General features: G+C 35.4%; 11 protein-coding genes and 1 pseudogene. 4 read left to right on the top strand and 8 right to left on the bottom strand.

Annotation, left to right across the window (positions count from 1 at the left end; genetic code table 11):
* Window positions 1-14: 14 nt before the first annotated feature.
* Together ACEN2H_RS13100 and ACEN2H_RS13095 are read left to right on the top strand one after the other, a co-directional pair.
* Window positions 15-1,316, top strand: coding sequence for an amidohydrolase family protein (locus tag ACEN2H_RS13100; protein WP_441733068.1), 1,302 nt, complete (start codon window positions 15-17; stop codon window positions 1,314-1,316).
* A gap of 277 nt (window positions 1,317-1,593) precedes the next feature.
* Complete coding sequence (locus ACEN2H_RS13095; RefSeq protein WP_441733067.1) at window positions 1,594-2,907, top strand: ammonium transporter; 1,314 nt, start codon at window positions 1,594-1,596, stop codon at window positions 2,905-2,907.
* 75 nt (window positions 2,908-2,982) lie between these two features.
* Here ACEN2H_RS13095 and ACEN2H_RS13090 read toward each other — a convergent pair whose 3' ends face one another.
* From ACEN2H_RS13090 to ACEN2H_RS13080, 3 genes are read right to left on the bottom strand one after another with little or no spacing between them, the layout of a single operon-like run.
* Entirely contained in the window at window positions 2,983-5,010 is a 2,028-nt protein-coding gene (locus ACEN2H_RS13090) for a cytochrome c biogenesis protein CcdA (RefSeq protein WP_441733065.1), read from the bottom strand.
* On the bottom strand, window positions 5,010-6,320 hold the full coding sequence (gene tilS, locus ACEN2H_RS13085; RefSeq protein ID WP_441733063.1) for a tRNA lysidine(34) synthetase TilS: 1,311 nt from the start codon (window positions 6,318-6,320) through the stop codon (window positions 5,010-5,012). The genes ACEN2H_RS13090 and tilS overlap by 1 nt, the downstream gene beginning before the upstream one ends.
* A gap of 47 nt (window positions 6,321-6,367) precedes the next feature.
* Window positions 6,368-7,654, bottom strand: coding sequence for an anthranilate synthase component I family protein (locus ACEN2H_RS13080; protein WP_441733061.1), 1,287 nt, complete (start codon window positions 7,652-7,654; stop codon window positions 6,368-6,370).
* Between the two features lie 241 nt (window positions 7,655-7,895).
* On the opposite strand from ACEN2H_RS13080, the gene ACEN2H_RS13075 reads away from it, so the two are divergent.
* Window positions 7,896-8,273, top strand: a complete 378-nt coding sequence (locus ACEN2H_RS13075; protein ID WP_441733059.1) for a DoxX family membrane protein — start codon at window positions 7,896-7,898, stop codon at window positions 8,271-8,273.
* A 77-nt stretch (window positions 8,274-8,350) separates the two neighbouring features.
* On the opposite strand, the gene lpdA is transcribed toward ACEN2H_RS13075, so the two are convergent.
* Window positions 8,351-9,754, bottom strand: a complete 1,404-nt coding sequence (gene lpdA, locus ACEN2H_RS13070; protein WP_441733058.1) for a dihydrolipoyl dehydrogenase — start codon at window positions 9,752-9,754, stop codon at window positions 8,351-8,353.
* A gap of 337 nt (window positions 9,755-10,091) precedes the next feature.
* Complete coding sequence (locus ACEN2H_RS13065) at window positions 10,092-10,550, bottom strand: Lrp/AsnC family transcriptional regulator (RefSeq protein WP_441733056.1); 459 nt, start codon at window positions 10,548-10,550, stop codon at window positions 10,092-10,094.
* Window positions 10,551-10,834: 284 nt separating this feature from the next.
* On the opposite strand from ACEN2H_RS13065, the gene ACEN2H_RS13060 reads away from it, so the two are divergent.
* Entirely contained in the window at window positions 10,835-12,037 is a 1,203-nt protein-coding gene (locus tag ACEN2H_RS13060) for an aminotransferase class I/II-fold pyridoxal phosphate-dependent enzyme (protein WP_441733054.1), read from the top strand.
* A gap of 241 nt (window positions 12,038-12,278) precedes the next feature.
* Here the strand turns inward: ACEN2H_RS13060 and ACEN2H_RS13055 are convergent, their stop codons facing one another.
* The 3 genes and pseudogenes from ACEN2H_RS13055 to ACEN2H_RS13045 all read right to left on the bottom strand — a co-directional run bounded on the left by ACEN2H_RS13055 (window position 12,279) and on the right by ACEN2H_RS13045 (window position 17,322).
* Window positions 12,279-12,713, bottom strand: a complete 435-nt coding sequence (locus ACEN2H_RS13055) for a hypothetical protein (protein ID WP_441733052.1) — start codon at window positions 12,711-12,713, stop codon at window positions 12,279-12,281.
* A gap of 173 nt (window positions 12,714-12,886) precedes the next feature.
* Window positions 12,887-14,071 (bottom strand): annotated as a pseudogene (locus ACEN2H_RS13050) (amino acid permease); the annotation flags it as partial.
* A 335-nt stretch (window positions 14,072-14,406) separates the two neighbouring features.
* Window positions 14,407-17,322, bottom strand: a complete 2,916-nt coding sequence (locus tag ACEN2H_RS13045) for an FAD-binding and (Fe-S)-binding domain-containing protein (RefSeq protein WP_441733050.1) — start codon at window positions 17,320-17,322, stop codon at window positions 14,407-14,409.
* Window positions 17,323-17,587 lie beyond the last annotated feature (265 nt).

The following is a 17,587-nucleotide window of genomic DNA, read 5'->3' as shown; positions in this document are numbered from 1 at the left end:
GAAAGAAAAATAAAATGAAGATAAAAAATATTTACCCGCTATTATTTCTAATGAGTTTAGCAATGACAGCGCAGCATGCTCCTGCAGATAAGCAAACCAAATCAATACTTATTCTTAACGGTACCGCCCATTTAGGAAATGGACAAGTTATAGAAAATAGCGCTATTGGATTTAAAGACGGGATCATAACATTAGTTGCGGATGCCTCTACAATCCGATTAGCTAACAATGCATATGATGAAACCATTGATGCATCTGGCAAACAGGTTTATCCAGGATTTATAGCACCTAACTCCACACTAGGACTTGTTGAAATAGACGCCGTCCAATCCTCGGATGACGAAAGCGAAATAGGGAGTTTCAATGCAAATGTACGCAGTATCATTGCTTACAATGCAGAGTCAAAAGTTATTGAAACAGTTCGCCCAAACGGAGTGCTAATTGCTCAAATTACGCCACGTGGCGGAAGGATTTCAGGAACTTCATCTATTGTCCAGCTCGATTCATGGGGTTGGCAAGATGCATTGATGAAAGAGAATGACGGAATTCATTTAAACTTTCCTTCGGCATTTAAACGAAATGGATGGTGGGCAGAACCGGCTGCAGATTCATTAAACAAGGACTATTCAAAGCAAGTAAATGAAATCAGTACGTTTTTTAGCAATGCAAAATCCTATTTAGCTGGAAATCAAATTAAAAGAAACTTAATCTTTGAATCAGTTAAAGGATTATTTGATGGTTCGCAAACACTTTTTATAAATGCAGATAAAGAGCTGCAAATAATTGAATCCATTAAGTTGGCTTTAGACAACGGAATAAAAAAAATAGTTATAGTGGGTGGATTCGAAGCTTATAAGGCAGCAGATTTACTTAAGAAAAATAATATTGGTGTCTTACTACGACGAGTTCACGACATGCCTGAAAATGATGACCAAGATGTAAATTTGCCTTATAAAATGGCAAAAATATTAGTCGACAAAGGAGTTATAGTTGGCCTTGAAAATAGCGGAAAAATGGAGCGTATGAATACACGAAATTTACCTTTCCTTGCGGGAACATGTGCAGCTTATGGCTTAGATAAGGAGCAAGCATTACAATTAATTACCTCAAATACAGCTAAATTATTATCGATAGATACGATCTGTGGAACCCTGGAAGAAGGAAAACAAGCAACATTATTTGTTTCAGAAGGAGATGCACTAGATATGCGCACTAACAAGTTGACTCAAGCTTTTATACAAGGTAAATTGATAAATTTAGAAAATCATCAATCTAAACTAAATACTATTTACAAGAAAAAATACAATCAAAAGTAGCAGTCATACAATTAATTATAATGAATTAAAAAAATAAGACAGTCTGCCTAACAGTATTCTGTCTTTTTTTTTTGCAATCTCATCAAGAAGGTCAAAATTACACACGAAATAATAAGCTAAGCATTAACGAATCCTTAATATAAACTTATTAATCAAAGACAGCCGCAAAAAAAATGGGGTTAAAGTATAAAAAATGTAAAAATAATAGATGCCTACTTATTTTTTATAGGGGTATCGAATCATTTTATATTTTTACGAAAATTTAAACCTAAAAACCATGCGAAAAGTAATTTTAAGTGTGATCCTAATCACCATTTTAATCCTTACCCTATTTTCAACTTTTATATTATCTGATCAGCCAGTTCCAACAGAGCTTATTACATTTGACACCGGTGATACAGCCTGGATGATAGTTGCTACCGCATTAGTATTAATAATGACACCCGGTCTAGGTTTTTTCTACGGTGGTATGGTAGGTAAAAAGAATGTAATTAGTACTATGCTTCAGAGTTTTATGGCCATGATAATTGTTACCGTCTTATGGGTTTTAATTGGTTTCGGGTTGTCATTTGGTCCATCTATCGGCGGTTTAATTGGTGATCCCAGACCCTATTTGTTGTTTCAAGGGGTCGGCACTAATACGGCTTGGAGTTTAGCGCCAACTATTCCGTTTATGCTGTTTGCATTATTTCAAGCAAAATTTGCGATAATTACTCCTGCATTGATTACGGGTGCCTTTGCCGAAAGAATCCGTTTTTGGGCCTATCTGTTGTTCATGGTATTATTTATAATTTTCGTTTATGCCCCTTTATGCCACATGACTTGGCATCCTGAAGGACTTTTCTTTAAGATGGGAGTTCTCGATTTTGCTGGTGGAACTGTAGTTCACATGAGTGCAGGCTGGGCAGCTTTGGCAGGAGCTATGTTTTTAGGAAAAAGAAATGGTCAAAAATCAAACCCCGCTCGCATCACATATGTACTATTAGGAACTGGATTATTATGGTTTGGATGGTTTGGTTTTAATTCGGGTTCTGCTCTTGGTGCAAGTGGGATAGCAGTTCAAGCTTTAGGTACAACTACTGTTGCAGCAGCAGCGGCAGGTATGGCATGGGTATTCTTCGATAAAATATTAGGACATAAAGTCTCTGCAATGGGCGCCTGTATTGGGACTGTAGTTGGTCTCGTGGCTATAACTCCTGCTGCTGGATTTGTAAGTATTCCTAGTGCGATTTTTATAGGGGTATTTAGTAGTATAGTAAGTAACTTCGTAGTTCGCATATTCCATAAAGGTAAAATTGATGATGCTTTGGATGTTTTCGCTTGTCACGGTGTCGGTGGTATGACCGGTATGTTATTGACCGGTGTATTTGCCTCTAAAGCAGTAAACTCTGCTGTTACAGATCAAGGTCTTATTTTTGGTGAAACCACTCTTTTCCTTAATCAATTGACCGCTCTGGTAATGGTGTCTATTTTTGCATTTTCAATGTCTTATTTCCTTTTCTTTATCGTGAATAAGATTACTCCACTTAGAGTAAGTGAAGACAGAGAAATATTAGGTTTGGACATCTCTCAGCACGGGGAGTTCTTGTAGATTTCAATTAATTCTCTACCTACGAGCTCAAAAAAAAAAATCCCATTTGCCAATGCAAATGGGATTTTCTTTTTACTATTTTTTGAAGTTAGAAATACCCGTTTTTAACCAAGTTTGATATTCTTCAAGAGAAACATAACTTACAGTTGGAGTAGCTATATTTAAACTATTTCCATCTACATCTGTTAAAACATATAGAGGCTGTGTATTTGTTTTATATTTAGATATCATAAAGTCAGTCCACTTATCGCCCATCGTTTCAATCTCTGACCCCGTTGTTTTAGAAATAAATTGTTGGTCTTTAGGTAAATCCCGTTTATCATCCACATACAAAGAAATAAGAACTACTTCATTGTTTAAAATTGGCAATATCTTGGGGTCAGACCACACATTATTCTCCATTTTTCTACAATTCACACAAGCGTAACCAGTAAAATCTAGCATGATGGGTTTATTTACTGATTTGGCATAAGCCAAGCCTTTATCATAGTCTTCAAAAACCACAATTCCATGAGGTCCACTTTTAGCACCGTCTGGTAAAACTGTTGTCGATGCATTCCCTCGAGAACTACCAACTCCAAAAGGACTTTCGCTATACTCAACAGAAGGTGGAAAAGCATTAATTAATTTTAAAGGCGCTCCCCAAAGTCCTGGGATTAAATAAATAGTAAAGGTCAAAACCAGTAGTCCAAATAATAATCTTCCTACTGAAATATGTGTTAATGGACTATCATGAGGCAAAGTGATCTTACCGAATAAATAAAAGGCTAATGTCCCAAAAATAGCAATCCAGATTGCCAAGAAAACCTCGCGTTCCAATAAATGCAATTGCAATACTAAATCAGCATTCGATAAAAATTTGAATGCCAAGGCCAATTCAAGGAAACCTAGTACCACTTTAACTGTATTCAACCATCCACCAGATTTTGGCAAAGAATTAAGCCACCCTGGAAACATAGCAAATAGCATAAATGGTAAGGCCAAAGCCAATGAAAAACCAAACATTCCTATTATAGGGGCTACTCCACCCTTTGAAGCTGCTTCTACTAGTAAGGTACCTACTATCGGGCCCGTACAAGAAAAGGAAACTATCGCTAGTGCTAAAGCCATAAATAATATTCCAATAATACCACCTCGATCCGCTTGATTGTCAACTTTATTTGCCCAAGAATTAGGCAACATAATTTCAAAGGCTCCCAGAAATGACGCCGCAAAAACCACTAATAAAACGAAGAAAAGTATATTAAACCAAACATTAGTAGATAACGCATTCAAAGCATCGGCACCAAAAACCCAGGTAACGACAAATCCAAGAACGACATAAATCACAATAATTGAAATTCCGTATATAATTGCATTTCTAATACCCTTAGCTCTGCTTTTACTTCGTTTAGTAAAAAAACTTACCGTCATAGGAATCATGGGAAACACACAAGGCGTAAGAAGCGCTGCAAAACCCGAGAGGAAAGCTATAAAAAAGATGGACCACAATCCTCTTTTAGAATCTACTTTTGGTGCTGTCACTACTCCAATTTCAGAGGAAGCTTCTATATGATTACTAGCTCCAAGACTTGGAATCAGAGAATCAGCTTTTATTGAATCTCCTTCTACTACTATAGGTTTGTCTATCGTTGTTGCGGTAATACCAACAGCAGTTTGAGGAATTGAAAAAGTAAACTTTTTCTCTAAATTTATGCAAACGTCTTTGCAAACCTGATAATTCAATTCAGCTACAATTTTTGTCGTATTCGAGCTTCTAACATGCACGATCTGCTGAATTTGCGCGTTATTCTGAAAATAAGTTTCATCTACTTCAAAAATATCATTGTAGGCTGTTGTTGTTTTGCTCTCTTTGGCCTTGCCAACAAGATCAAAATTGCCTTTTTGATTTTTAAAAATAACTTCCAGAGCTAGTGGACCCCCATCAGGAGTAAATTGCGAATACAGATGCCAATCTTTTTCAATAACTCCGGCAAATGTAAGAATATACGTGTTCTCTGATTTCTTTTCGATTTTAGTGGTCCATTTTACGGGATCCAATATTTGAGAATTTACATTGGCGAATGCCAAGAATGCAAGTACTAAAAAAATAATTTTTCTCATTATTCCAATTGTATTTTTATTATGTTTTGTGTGGTATCGCTTATTCTAAATCGTTCATCTTGTCTGAGTCCTACAACCCAAACTATTGTTTTGCCAGACCATAAAATCCAAACGCTTTCTTTTTCGATCAATGATAATTTTTCATCTTTAAAAAGCTTACTTACTTTTTTAGATTTACCTTCCATACCAAAAGGTTGAAAACAGTCACCTTGTCCCCAGCGTCGCAAAACCAAAGGAAATTCTAGCTTGTTTTGATCGACAAATATAGCGGTATTTGAACCAACTGAAATGTCAGACACTTTACAAAACGTAAGATTTAAGGGAATATTAACTTTCTTAGTATCCTCTTCAATAAAATACTCCTGTACCTCAATTTCAGTAGTTATTGGATATAAGATTAGGGAATCTCTGTCTTTCAATAATCGAAAGTTGGTCGAAAAAACCTGCTTCCCGGATTGTGCATCTACTGAATCATATACATCTTCCCAAGCCAAAAAGCCAAATTCATGCAACCATTGATACAAATACGATCTATAATTGGGTAATTTTTTCAATTGGTTTAAATCGAAATGTATTTCATCCTCCTCCTGCTTTGCCACTTGCTGATAGACCATAATAGAAGCATCTTCGACCATTTGCTGTGATTCTTGTAGAAAAGATTGTGTTTTTTGAAAAGATGCAATGAATTGTGGATTGAGCTCTTTAAATAAAGGAACCAAATCATGACGGATTTTATTTCTCAAATATTTATCGGATGCATTGCTGCTGTCTTCCCTCCACAGAATCTCATTCTCATGTGCATACTTAGCAATTTCTTGGCGCGAAAAAGGCAACAGCGGTCGGATAATTTTATCATTCTGTCCGGGAATCCCAACTAAGCCTTCCAGTCCTGTCCCCCGACTTAAATTTATCAGAAAAGTTTCTATATTATCATCGGCATGATGGCCAGTTAGAATATAGTCATAATTTTCAGTCTCTAAAAGTTCGTAAAACCAATTGTAACGTAAATCTCGTGCTGCCACTTGGGTAGAGAGCTTGTAATCTTTGGCAAAAGCCTGTGTATCGAACTGCGTTACAAAAATTGGAATTTCATTTGCTTCGGCGTACTCTTGGACAAAGTTTTGATCGCCAAAGCTTTCCATACCTCTCAACTGAAAATTACAATGAACAAGGGCAACTTCATATTCCAATTTATGAAATAAATGAGCCATAACCATACTGTCTAAACCACCACTGCTGGCCAGTAACAGCTTTTTATTTTGTAGAAAAGGGAAGTTATGAGCAATATGATTTTTTAATCTATCTAACATTCTTCAAAAATAAAGATTAAAATCTGAAACAGATTTATGAATTTAACTTATTCTAAAACTTCTCTCATTGCTTTTGCTTTAAGCAAACATTCTTCATATTCTTTTTCAGGAGAGGATAATGATGTTATGGCGCTACCCACTGAAAACGATACGTAGTTTTTTTCTTGATTGTACAAAATACTACGAATAACAACATTGAAATCGAAATCTCCGTTTGGGGTAAAGTATCCAACCGCTCCACTGTATAAACCACGTTTACTCTCTTCCAGTTGATCAATGATTTTCATCGCTGAAATTTTGGGTGCACCAGTCATGCTTCCCATCGGGAAAGTTGTCCTTAAAGCATCAATAACACTGTATTGAGGATCTAGTTTTGAGGTAACCGTCGAAATCATCTGATGCACTTGCATAAATGAATAAATGCCGCATAATTCCGTGACCTGGACGGAACTTTTTTGTGCCGTATGGGATAAATCATTGCGTACTAAATCAGTAATCATAATGTTTTCTGCACGTTCTTTTGGGTCTGAAATCAATTGAACTTTCGATTTTTCATCCTCAAAAGGATCCAAAAATCTTTTCGCAGTTCCTTTTATCGGTTGTGAAATAAGTAAATCTCTTTCCTTTTTCAAATAGCGTTCTGGAGATGCGGAAAGCAAAAAATGCTTGTTGTTTTTAAAAAAAACCGCAAATGGAGGTTGCGAAATTTCGTTTAGTTTTTGAAATTTTTCCAATGGATCTATACTCGTGTTTTCGGCATAAAATTCCATGCAAAAATTCGCCTCATATAAATCACCCAAGTGTATATGGCTAAGCATTTTTGACACTTTTTGAATATAACTGTTTTCTGGAATTCGCTGACGAATCTTTATTTTATCAACTACTTGATATTTAGATTTTTGAGTTTTTACAATTTCATTGTAGTCTATTTCAAACTCATCATCACAAAGACTAAGATAATGCATTTCAAGTTGGTTGTCTTTCAATAAAAATATTTTTTTAGGCTGAAAGAAAAATAAATCTGGAAATTCCAAACCATCAAAATTACTAGATTGCAATGGCTCAATATCGTTTTTAAGATCATAGGATAAGTAACCAAAAACCCAATCTTTTGCTGTTTGCTGGTATTGTTTTAGACTTTCAAAAGCATTATGAGAATCTGTTTTTAATGAAGTAAAAGCATCTACAGCAAGCAAACAATCATAATTAGAATACCGTTGGGGGTACTTATTACTATCCATGAAAACAACTTCACGGAACTGTTGTGACCAATTTAAAAGTTGATTTTTCAACAATTTTGGGTCTGAAATCTGCTTGTGAATTGATGCTCTCAAAGATATATACTTTTTAAAATTCAAAATTACGACAAAAAAAAACCTTTAATATATGATTATAGTAATAATCAGCCGATTTTTTTCGTAAATTTACAGTAACAAGGTGACTATAAAACGCTTACGCTAATTGAATCAAAAACACAATTTTGATGATTAAGACGGTCACTAATGGGGAATAACATATTAGGAATGAAAGAGTGGCAGCATTTTACAAAATTGTAACCGATAAAACCTAAATACTATGAAAATCGCAACCATTATTGTCCGGACTATACTTGGCCTATTGTTTCTTTATACTTCTTCTAAATACTTTTTTAATCTTTCCCCAGAACCCGCTTCTACAGGAGAATTCAAAGCCTTTCAACTTGGATTAGTAGCCTCCACTTATTTATTTCCCTTGGCAAAATCAGTAGAATTCCTATGCGGATTGTCCTTTGTTACTGGAAAATTCACCACTTTAGCGAACCTAGTTATATTTCCCGTAACCTTAAACATTCTATTAATCAACTATTTTTTGACACCAGATAACTTGCCTTTAGCGATTTTTGTATTCCTAGGCAACATCTTTTTAATATTTGCCCACTGGGAAAATTATAAAGGATTATTTAAAGTTAATTAAGTAAGATTCAAAAATTATATCAAAAAGAAACCCGCTAATTGAGCGGGTTTCTTTTTGATATAATTTTTACACTTGTATTACACGTGTAGCGCTCTGTTTTCAGTTGCTGCTAATGCAGCTTCTTTTATTGCTTCTGCGAAAGTAGGATGTGCATGAGACATTCTAGCAATATCTTCTGCAGATGATTTGTATTCCATTGCCACAACAGCTTCTGCAATTAAATCAGCTGTTCTAGCTCCAATCATATGAACTCCAAGAACCTCATCTGTTTTTTTATCAGCAAGTATTTTAACAAAACCATCTAAATCTCCACTTGCTCTAGCGCGACCTAATGCTTTGAAAGGAAAACTTCCTACTTTATATTCAATACCAGAAGCTTTTAATTGCTCTTCTGTTTGCCCTACAGCAGCCACTTCTGGCCAAGTATAAACAACACCTGGAATCAGGTTGTAATTAATATGTGGTTTTTGTCCTGCTATGATTTCGGCTACCATGCTTCCTTCTTCTTCTGCTTTGTGCGCTAACATTGCTCCACGAACTACATCACCAATGGCGTAAATGTTAGAAACATTAGTTTGTAAATGATCATTTACTTCAACCTGTCCTCTATCTGAAATTTTTACACCTGCTTTGTCTGCATTCAATCCATCGGTATAAGGACGACGACCTACTGAAACTAGAGAATAATCCCCTTCTAGCGTTATGGTTTCTCCTTTTGCATTTTCTGCTTGAACGGTAACTGCATCACCATTTCTTTCAACAGATTGCACTTTATGAGAAACGTAGAACTTCATTCCTTGTTTCTTTAAAACTTTTGTCAATTCTTTAGACAAGGAAGCATCCATTCCTGGAATGATTCTGTCCATATATTCTACAACAGAAACTTGAGCACCAAGACGTAAATACACTTGTCCTAACTCAATTCCAATTACACCACCACCAATGATGACAAGATGTTTAGGTACTTCTTTTAATTTTAATGCCTCGGTAGAAGTAATTATTCTTTCTTTATCAATTTTGATAAAAGGCAAAGATGATGGTTTAGAACCTGTAGCAATGATAATGTTTTTTGCTTCTACAGTTTCAGAAGTTCCATCTGCTTTTGCAACAGCAACATGAGTCGCATCGACAAAAGAGCCTAAACCTTCTAGAACCGTAATTTTATTTTTGTCCATCAAATATTTTACACCACCTGAAGTTTGATCTACGATTGCTTGTTTACGAGCAATCATTTTTTCTAAGTTGATTTTTACTTCACCTGAAACTTCAATTCCATGATCTGCAAAATGAGCTATATCAGCGTAATTGTGTGAAGATGCCAACAATGCTTTTGAAGGAATACATCCTACATTAAGGCAGGTTCCGCCTAGCGCTGGATATTTTTCGATAATTGCTGTTTTGAAACCCAATTGTGCACAACGAATCGCTGCTACATATCCTCCTGGTCCTGATCCAATAATGACTACGTCAAATGAACTCATAATATATTTTTTTTTATGTGTTTATAGTTTGTTGCTTGCAATTTTTTTAAAAAACACAAACAAAAATTTTCTCTTGCAAAAATAATAATTTAAAATGCGAATTCGGTGAATATTCGTTAATTAATACTTATTTTTTGGCTTTTTTTTGTGTCATTTCTCGAAGAATGAAAAACAGAATGGACAATTACTATGTCCTTCTAAATATAGTAGTTGATCACAAATGGAATTTAATTACCGCTAATTATTAAAACAAGCTCCAATACATCCTATAAAGATGAAAGTAAATTAATTGATTTCAAATTCAGGTATTATTAAAACCACAACGCTAACAAGTAAACTAAACGGCAAGAACCGTCGTGTTTTTTACTTCGCTTATCATAAAGGTGCTTTGTGTACTTCCTATGTGTTGCAAGGTCGTTAATTTACTAACTAGAAACTCTCTGTATGCCTGCATGTCCTTCACGACTACCTTTAGAATATAATCATAATCGCCACTTACGTGAAAACATTCTAATACTTCCGAAAGTTTGACTACTTCTGTTTCAAACTTAGTCAAAAATTCCTGAGAGTGCTGAATAAGTTTCAAGTGACAAAAAACGACAAATCCCTTATCTACTTTTGATTTATTTAGTAGAATCACATACTTATCTATAATCTTTTCACGTTCTAGTTTTTTGATTCGCTCATAGACTGCAGTTACAGAAAGATTGAGCTTTAAGGACAATTCCTTAGTGGTTCTTTTACTATCAGTTTGCAATAATAAGAGTAGTTTTTTATCGGTGGGATCTAATGTCATTTAGCTAACGTATTTGTAAATTGAAAAATAATCTATGAAAAACCTATTATTTAAAATAAAACAGAAAATATGCTTGTAAAATTAAACATTAATAGTTAATAAATCTATATTATAGATATATGGTTGATAATTAATCTAAAAACAAGTTATTTTGAAGTAGGTTTCTTGATTATTCAAATCTCCTAGCCCAGATAGCAGCGATATCCTTTATTTTTTTTCTTTAAAAAAATAAAGATAAAGTGGATAGCTGGAAATAGCTTCTAAACCAATTTAAAGATATAAAAATGAACAATTTCAATCCCGCAGACAACATTCAGGACTTACAGTATTTTGGCGAATTTGGTGGAGTAAATCCATCGATTTCTGATTCTTCGACGTACACCTTTTTATCGGCAAAGACCATGTTTGATACTTTTGAAGGCAACATAGAAGGCTGCTATTTATACTCCCGTCACTCCTCGCCTAGTAATTTGTATTTAGACAAAGCCTTGGCGGCGATGGAAGGAACAGAAACCGCCAACGTATCGGCATCAGGAATGGGAGCCATCACTCCTACATTATTGCAATTGTGCGGCGCTGGGGATCATATTGTTTCCAGTAGAACGATATATGGTGGGACTTATGCGTTCCTGAAGAACTTTGCGCCACGATTTGGCATAAAAACAGCTTTTGTGGACATCACTAAACTGGAAATTGTAGAAGCTGCTATTACTGCTGACACTAAAGTTTTGTATTGTGAAACGGTGAGCAACCCATTACTGGAAGTGGCAGATATAGCTGGATTATCCCGCATTGCGAAAAAACACAATTTGACATTGGTCGTTGACAATACCTTCTCTCCTTTGTCTGTTTCTCCGGTAAAATTTGGAGCGGATATTGTGATTCATAGTTTGACCAAATACATCAATGGAAGCAGCGATACCGTAGGTGGTGTGACTTGCGCTTCGCAAGAATTCATCAATCAATTGAAGGATGTCAACAGTGGCGCTAGTATGTTACTAGGACCGACGATGGATAGTATGCGCTCTGCTAGTGTGATGAAAAACCTACGTACTTTACATCTAAGAATAAAACAACACAGTCATAATGCCGCTTATCTTGCAGAGCATTTCGAGAAAGATGGTTTAAAAACAGTTTATCCAGGATTAGCAAGCCACCCAAGCCACGAATTGTTTGCCTCTATGGTCAACCCAGAATATGGTTTTGGCGGAATGATGACGGTAGATGTGGGTTCTTTGGCAAAAGCCAATGCACTAATGGAGCTGATGCAGTCCCGTAATTTGGGATACTTGGCAGTAAGTTTAGGATTTTACAAGACTTTGTTTAGTGCCCCGGGAACTTCTACTTCTAGTGAAATTCCTGCAGAAGAACAAGCCGAAATGGGATTAACGGATGGTTTAATTCGTTTTTCAATAGGACTGGATAACGATATCAAGAGAACATACGAAATGATGAAAGCTTGCATGCAAGAGCTTTCAATTCTATAACTTTTTTTTTAGTTTTTAATGTGGTTAAAATCCGTTTGAGAGTAATCTTGAGCGGATTTTTTGTTAACAACAGAAAAAAATAATCACCATCTACTTGATGCCATTCACAATTGTTTTTACGACAAACCAATATATCCGATAAAGCGCTTATTTAAATCGTCTTGCTCATAGATTCGGGGCCAAAAATCACTCTAAAATTTACTAAAAACAATAATTTGGAAAAAAGCACTTGTCGTACTAATTATTCCTCAATTGTATATTTGCCTTTTAAATCTATTACTTTTTTTATGTCACAACGATAAACAAAAACCTGCATGATTTTTTCATTGGGTGAATAACTTATCTCATCATTCCAATATTTTATATTTCTATTTTTAAGTTCCGTTATTAATTCGTTCTTCAAATTTTGGCTATTAAGACTTGCTACTAAATGACTATTTGCATATTTGTCCTTTTTTACATATTCATAAACAAATTCAGCTGCCTCTTTTTCTGTGTCGAAATAGTTTAGATTTTCTTTTTCACCACGTTCGCTATAATACCAAATATACAAGTCTCCATATTTCTCTAAACCAATTCCGTCGTCAGTTTCATATCTATTCCCTGGCGTAATTTTGTTTTTCAAACAGTTTTCAGCCATCCAGCCTTCAAGTTCCTTTATTGTTGAAATATTCATTTTGAATTAAGATATTATTTGTTTCTAAATTTTCGCTAAATAATTGCAAACAACTATTGCATCAAATATAGACAACTTACTTCAATATCCTATTTTTCTTATATTCGATAAAATAAAAAACCGTTTTGAATTGAATCAAAACGGTTTTAAAAAATTATATAACTTGTGGAAGTCTATAGATGACTCAACTTACTGTTTTTTCGGCTGAAGCCAAAGTAAATCGTAAGTCCGATTAGCAACCAAGCAGTAAAATAAATCCAGTTCCAAACACTGAGTTCCGCCATCATATACAAACAACTCACCAGTCCCAACAACGGAATTAAGGAAAGGTTGTCGCGAAATGACCAAATAGTCAATGCAATCAACGAGATCAGAAAAATCCACATGGGTATTTTGTGTTTGAAAAGGCCTAAACCACTTTCGTATTTAAGACTGTTATCAATTGGTAATCCAGCTACAACCGATGCGTATTTTGCATCATCCTTCTGGTATTGGCCCAATAAATTCTCTAAATCAGGAGTCTCTTTTGTCTTGTTTTTCGCATCAATGCCAACTAAATAATCGAATGCTTTTTTTGATTCTTCCTTATTTAAGGAAGTAATAATATCTGTCGCATTATTTATTTGAGTCGCATTAGTAATAAAATCCATTGATCCTTTATTGTTATAATTGAAAGCATAAAACAAACCTGCGGCCAACATGAACGGAATAACGTATTTTGAGTTTACATAAGGGGTTTTGAATTTCCCTCTGGGAATATCCTTCTTGTTTTGCAATACTAATACTCCTGCACAAACTAATACGAAAGCAAATAAAGTGCCTATACTGCATAAATCAGTTACCATGGTTAGGTTCAAAAATAATGCGGGAATTGCAACGACAAAACCAGTAACAACCGTAGCGTAGGAGGGTGTTTTGTATTTTGGATGCACTCTTGAGAACTTTTTCGGCAACAAACCGTCGCGACTCATACTCATCCAGATCCGTGGTTGTCCCATTTGGAAAACTAATAAAACACTGGCCATAGCGATTACGGCGCTAACACCAATTATAGCTGACATGATTTTTAAGTCTAATTTTTCAAATACATAAAGTAATGGATCGCCCACATTCAAATCAGAATAATTAACCATTCCTGTAAGAACCAAAGCTATGATAATGTACAAAACGGTACAAATGATAATGGCCCATATCATTCCCCTTGGTAAATCTATTTGTGGGTTCTCGCATTCCTCAGCGGTGGTCGAAATGGCATCAAAACCAATATAAGCAAAGAACACAGCTGATACGCCCTTTAAAACTCCGCTGACACCGTTAGGTGCAAAAGGCGTCCAATTATCAAAATCAAATGTATAAAAGAATTTTAATTTATAGATATGAGCTGCTGAATTTTTATTAATTTACCTTTTAAAGTCAAATCATTGACTTTAAGTTATTTAAAAATTAAATATTGAAATTGGACTAGCGTGAATAGCGCGGAATAGCTAGTACTAAAACTAATCACGCATTAAACAAGTTTAAACACATAAAAAAACATAAGAATCAATGAAAATCTATAGTTCAAAAAACAGAGATTGATCCTCTCGAAATTGGACCCAAAGAAACTGAAAAACTAGTTATGTAGTAAAAAATCATAATTAAAATTCCACCCAAAAAAAATAGTATTAATATTGAACTTAGGCTTTCAAACTCCCTATTTCAAACACTTTCTCAAAATAGTTACTGGATGTTGTGCTTTTCTGCTTGTACCATCAAAAATTTGATGGCGACAGCTTGTCCCTGCTGCTGCGATAAATGCAGCTTCATCTGTTGTCCTAATTTTTGGAAATAGAGTATCCTCGCCCATTTGCATACTGATTTCGTAATGTTCCGTTTCATAACCAAAAGAGCCTGCCATTCCGCAACAACCCGAATTATAGATAGTCACTTTATTATTTGTAGGTAGATTTAGCATCGCAAAGGTCGCCTCAACAGAACTCAATGATTTTTGATGACAATGTCCGTGGATTTTTATTTGCATTTCGGCATTCGAAAATTGTCCCGAATGGATCTTGTTCCTGGCAATTTCATTTTTGAAAAATTCTTCAACCGTAAAGACATTTTTGGCCAATTCTTCGGCACTTTCTTTATCATCCGCCAACCTAATGTATTCATCCCTAAAAGTCAAGATTGCTGAGGGCTCTATTCCAATCAATGGAATATCGCCAGATACAATAGCAGCAAAAATCGAAACGTTTTTATTAGCAATAGCCTTAGCTTCTTCAAGAAAACCCTTAGAAATATAGGCCCTTCCACTTTCTTCATGATCAACAACTAAAACTTCATAACCCAATTTTGTCAACAATTCGAAAGCATCGATCCCCACCTGAACATCATAATAATTTGTAAACTCGTCACAAAACAAATATACTTTTCCATTGGGGAAGCCTCGTTTTTCAGATTGGGGCTTATTCGCTTCATACCATTTTCTAAATGACTTGGCAGCTAATAAAGGGACTTCTCGTTTTGAAGCTATACCCATTGCTTTCTTGACAAAAGATTGGTTTACAATAAAATTTGTAATTTCTGGAACTATACTTCCCAGTTTATTCAGTTTGGCATTATGAGCAAAGATTTTATTTCGGATCGAAAAACCATTTGCTTTTTGATATTGGTATAAAAACTCTGATTTTAATGATGCCACATCTACATTGCTGGGACATTCACTTGCGCAGGCTTTACAACTAATGCACAATTCAAAAACTTCATAGAGTTCTTTGTGGTTGAATTTATTCTCTTTTTCAGAGTGGGTCAAATATTCTCTTAGCGCATTGGCGCGAGCTCGAGTAGTATCTTTCTCGTTTCGAGTGGCTTTGTAACTAGGACACATTGTACCACCGGCCGAAGTTGGTTTTCTACAATCACCGGAACCGTTGCATTTTTCGGCTGCACGTAAAATTCCCAAACTATCCGAAAAATCCTGAATGGTTTTGATCTCTGGCTCAATTCTTCCAGCTTCAAAACGCAGGTTTTCATCCATTTTTAAGGCATTGACAATTTTCCCTATATTCAAAACCGAATTAGGGTCGAAAGCCAATTTGATGCGTTTTAACAACTCGTAGTTTTTATCGCCAATCATAAACGGCAAAAACTCCCCTCGAACGATTCCGTCCCCATGTTCCCCGCTCAATGAACCTCTATATTTTTTGACTAAAATAGCTACTTCTGTTGCGATCGCTCTAAACTGATACAGTCCATCTTTTGTTTTTAAGTTTAATATAGGACGCAGATGGATTTCTCCTGCTCCTGCATGCGCATAATAAATAGCATCCTGACCGTGTTTTTTCATCATGGCAGAAAAGTCGGCAATATAATTCGGCAAATCACTCAGTTCAACCGCCGTATCTTCAATCGAATCGGCTGCTTTATCATCGCCAACAATACTTCCTAAAAGACCAAGACCCGCTTTGCGCAATTCGTTTATTTTATCGATATCAGCACCATAAATTTTAGGTAATGCGTACCCAAAGTTATTGTTTTCAAGATCTGCTATCAAAGCATTCGCTTGCTGCTCGGCATCTTCCATGCTCAGGTATGACGCGACTTCCATCATAATCACAGCCTTCGGGTCTCCTTGAATAAAGAATCGGTTTTTAGCTTGTTCTCTGTTGGTTTTTGTACAATTCAAAATGGTATCATCCATCATTTCACAAGTGTACAAATGATGTTTCATTGCGGTCACTACCGCTTCCAAACTTTCTTGGATACTATGAAAATGGGCTACTACCATCACATTATTTGTGGGCGGTAAATCATCCACCTTCAGAGTAACTTCAGTCGTAAAAGCTAGAGTACCTTCACTTCCGCAAAGTAATTTCCCCACATTTATTGTAGGTTCATTTCCTGAAAACAAATCCGATTTTAATAAAATATCAACTGCATAACCTGTATTTCTTCGATGGATTTCGGGTTTAGGGAATTCCTTTTTAATTTCTTCCTGTGTCACAGAGACGGACAGTTCTTCGAATAACTTTCTATAAATGCTGTTTTCAAGGCTGTTCCCTTTTGTCTTTTCAATAAATTCAGCCGAAGTCAATTCCCCAAAAACCAGTTGAGTGCCATCACTCAAAACGGCTTTAATCTCGACAATTTTATCACGGGTTACCCCGTAACGTATTGAAGTAGTTCCAGATGAATTATTTCCTACCATTCCTCCTATCATGCAGCGGCTCGAGGTGGAAGTATTGGGACCAAAAAACAAACTATACGGTTTTAAATACAAATTCAATTCATCCCGTATTACACCAGGCTGAACCGTTATTGTTTTTTTTTCGCTATCGAATGAGACAATATTTGTAAAATGTTTAGACACATCGACTATGATGCCATCCCCCACAGTTTGCCCCGCCAAGGAAGTCCCTGCTGTTCTTGGGGTCAGCGAAATTTTATGCTTTTCAGCAAAACGGATCAACTTGACTATATCTTCATTCGTTTTAGGCAAAGCCACAGCGACGGGCATTATCCGATATGCAGAAGCATCGGTAGCATAGAGCGTTTTATGAAGATCATCGTATAAAAGTGTTCCTTCTAATGATTCGGATAACTGCTTTAATTGATCAGAGTTGGGCATGGGCAATAAAATATTATTGAGTGTATTTAGAAAAACTGGCTTACAGTATAATTTGACAAATATAATTATATAGTACATCACTATTTAATAATTGAAGCAAGAAAGTATCACGAAAAGAGCAGAGGCTTTTTATCGCCTTTGAATTTTAGTCAAAACTTTTCTAGAAATATTTTGCAAAGAAATTTTAATTATAAAGCGTAGAAGAATTTTAATACTGTTTTGTCTTTTAAACTTCGCTAAAAAAACTATTTTTGAACTCTATAAA

The sequence above is a fragment of the Flavobacterium sp. W22_SRS_FP1 genome (assembly GCF_052113685.1).
Classification (GTDB): domain Bacteria; phylum Bacteroidota; class Bacteroidia; order Flavobacteriales; family Flavobacteriaceae; genus Flavobacterium.
The sequence above is the reverse complement of the archived record's forward strand: the minus strand, read 5'-3'. Positions and strand labels throughout refer to the sequence as shown.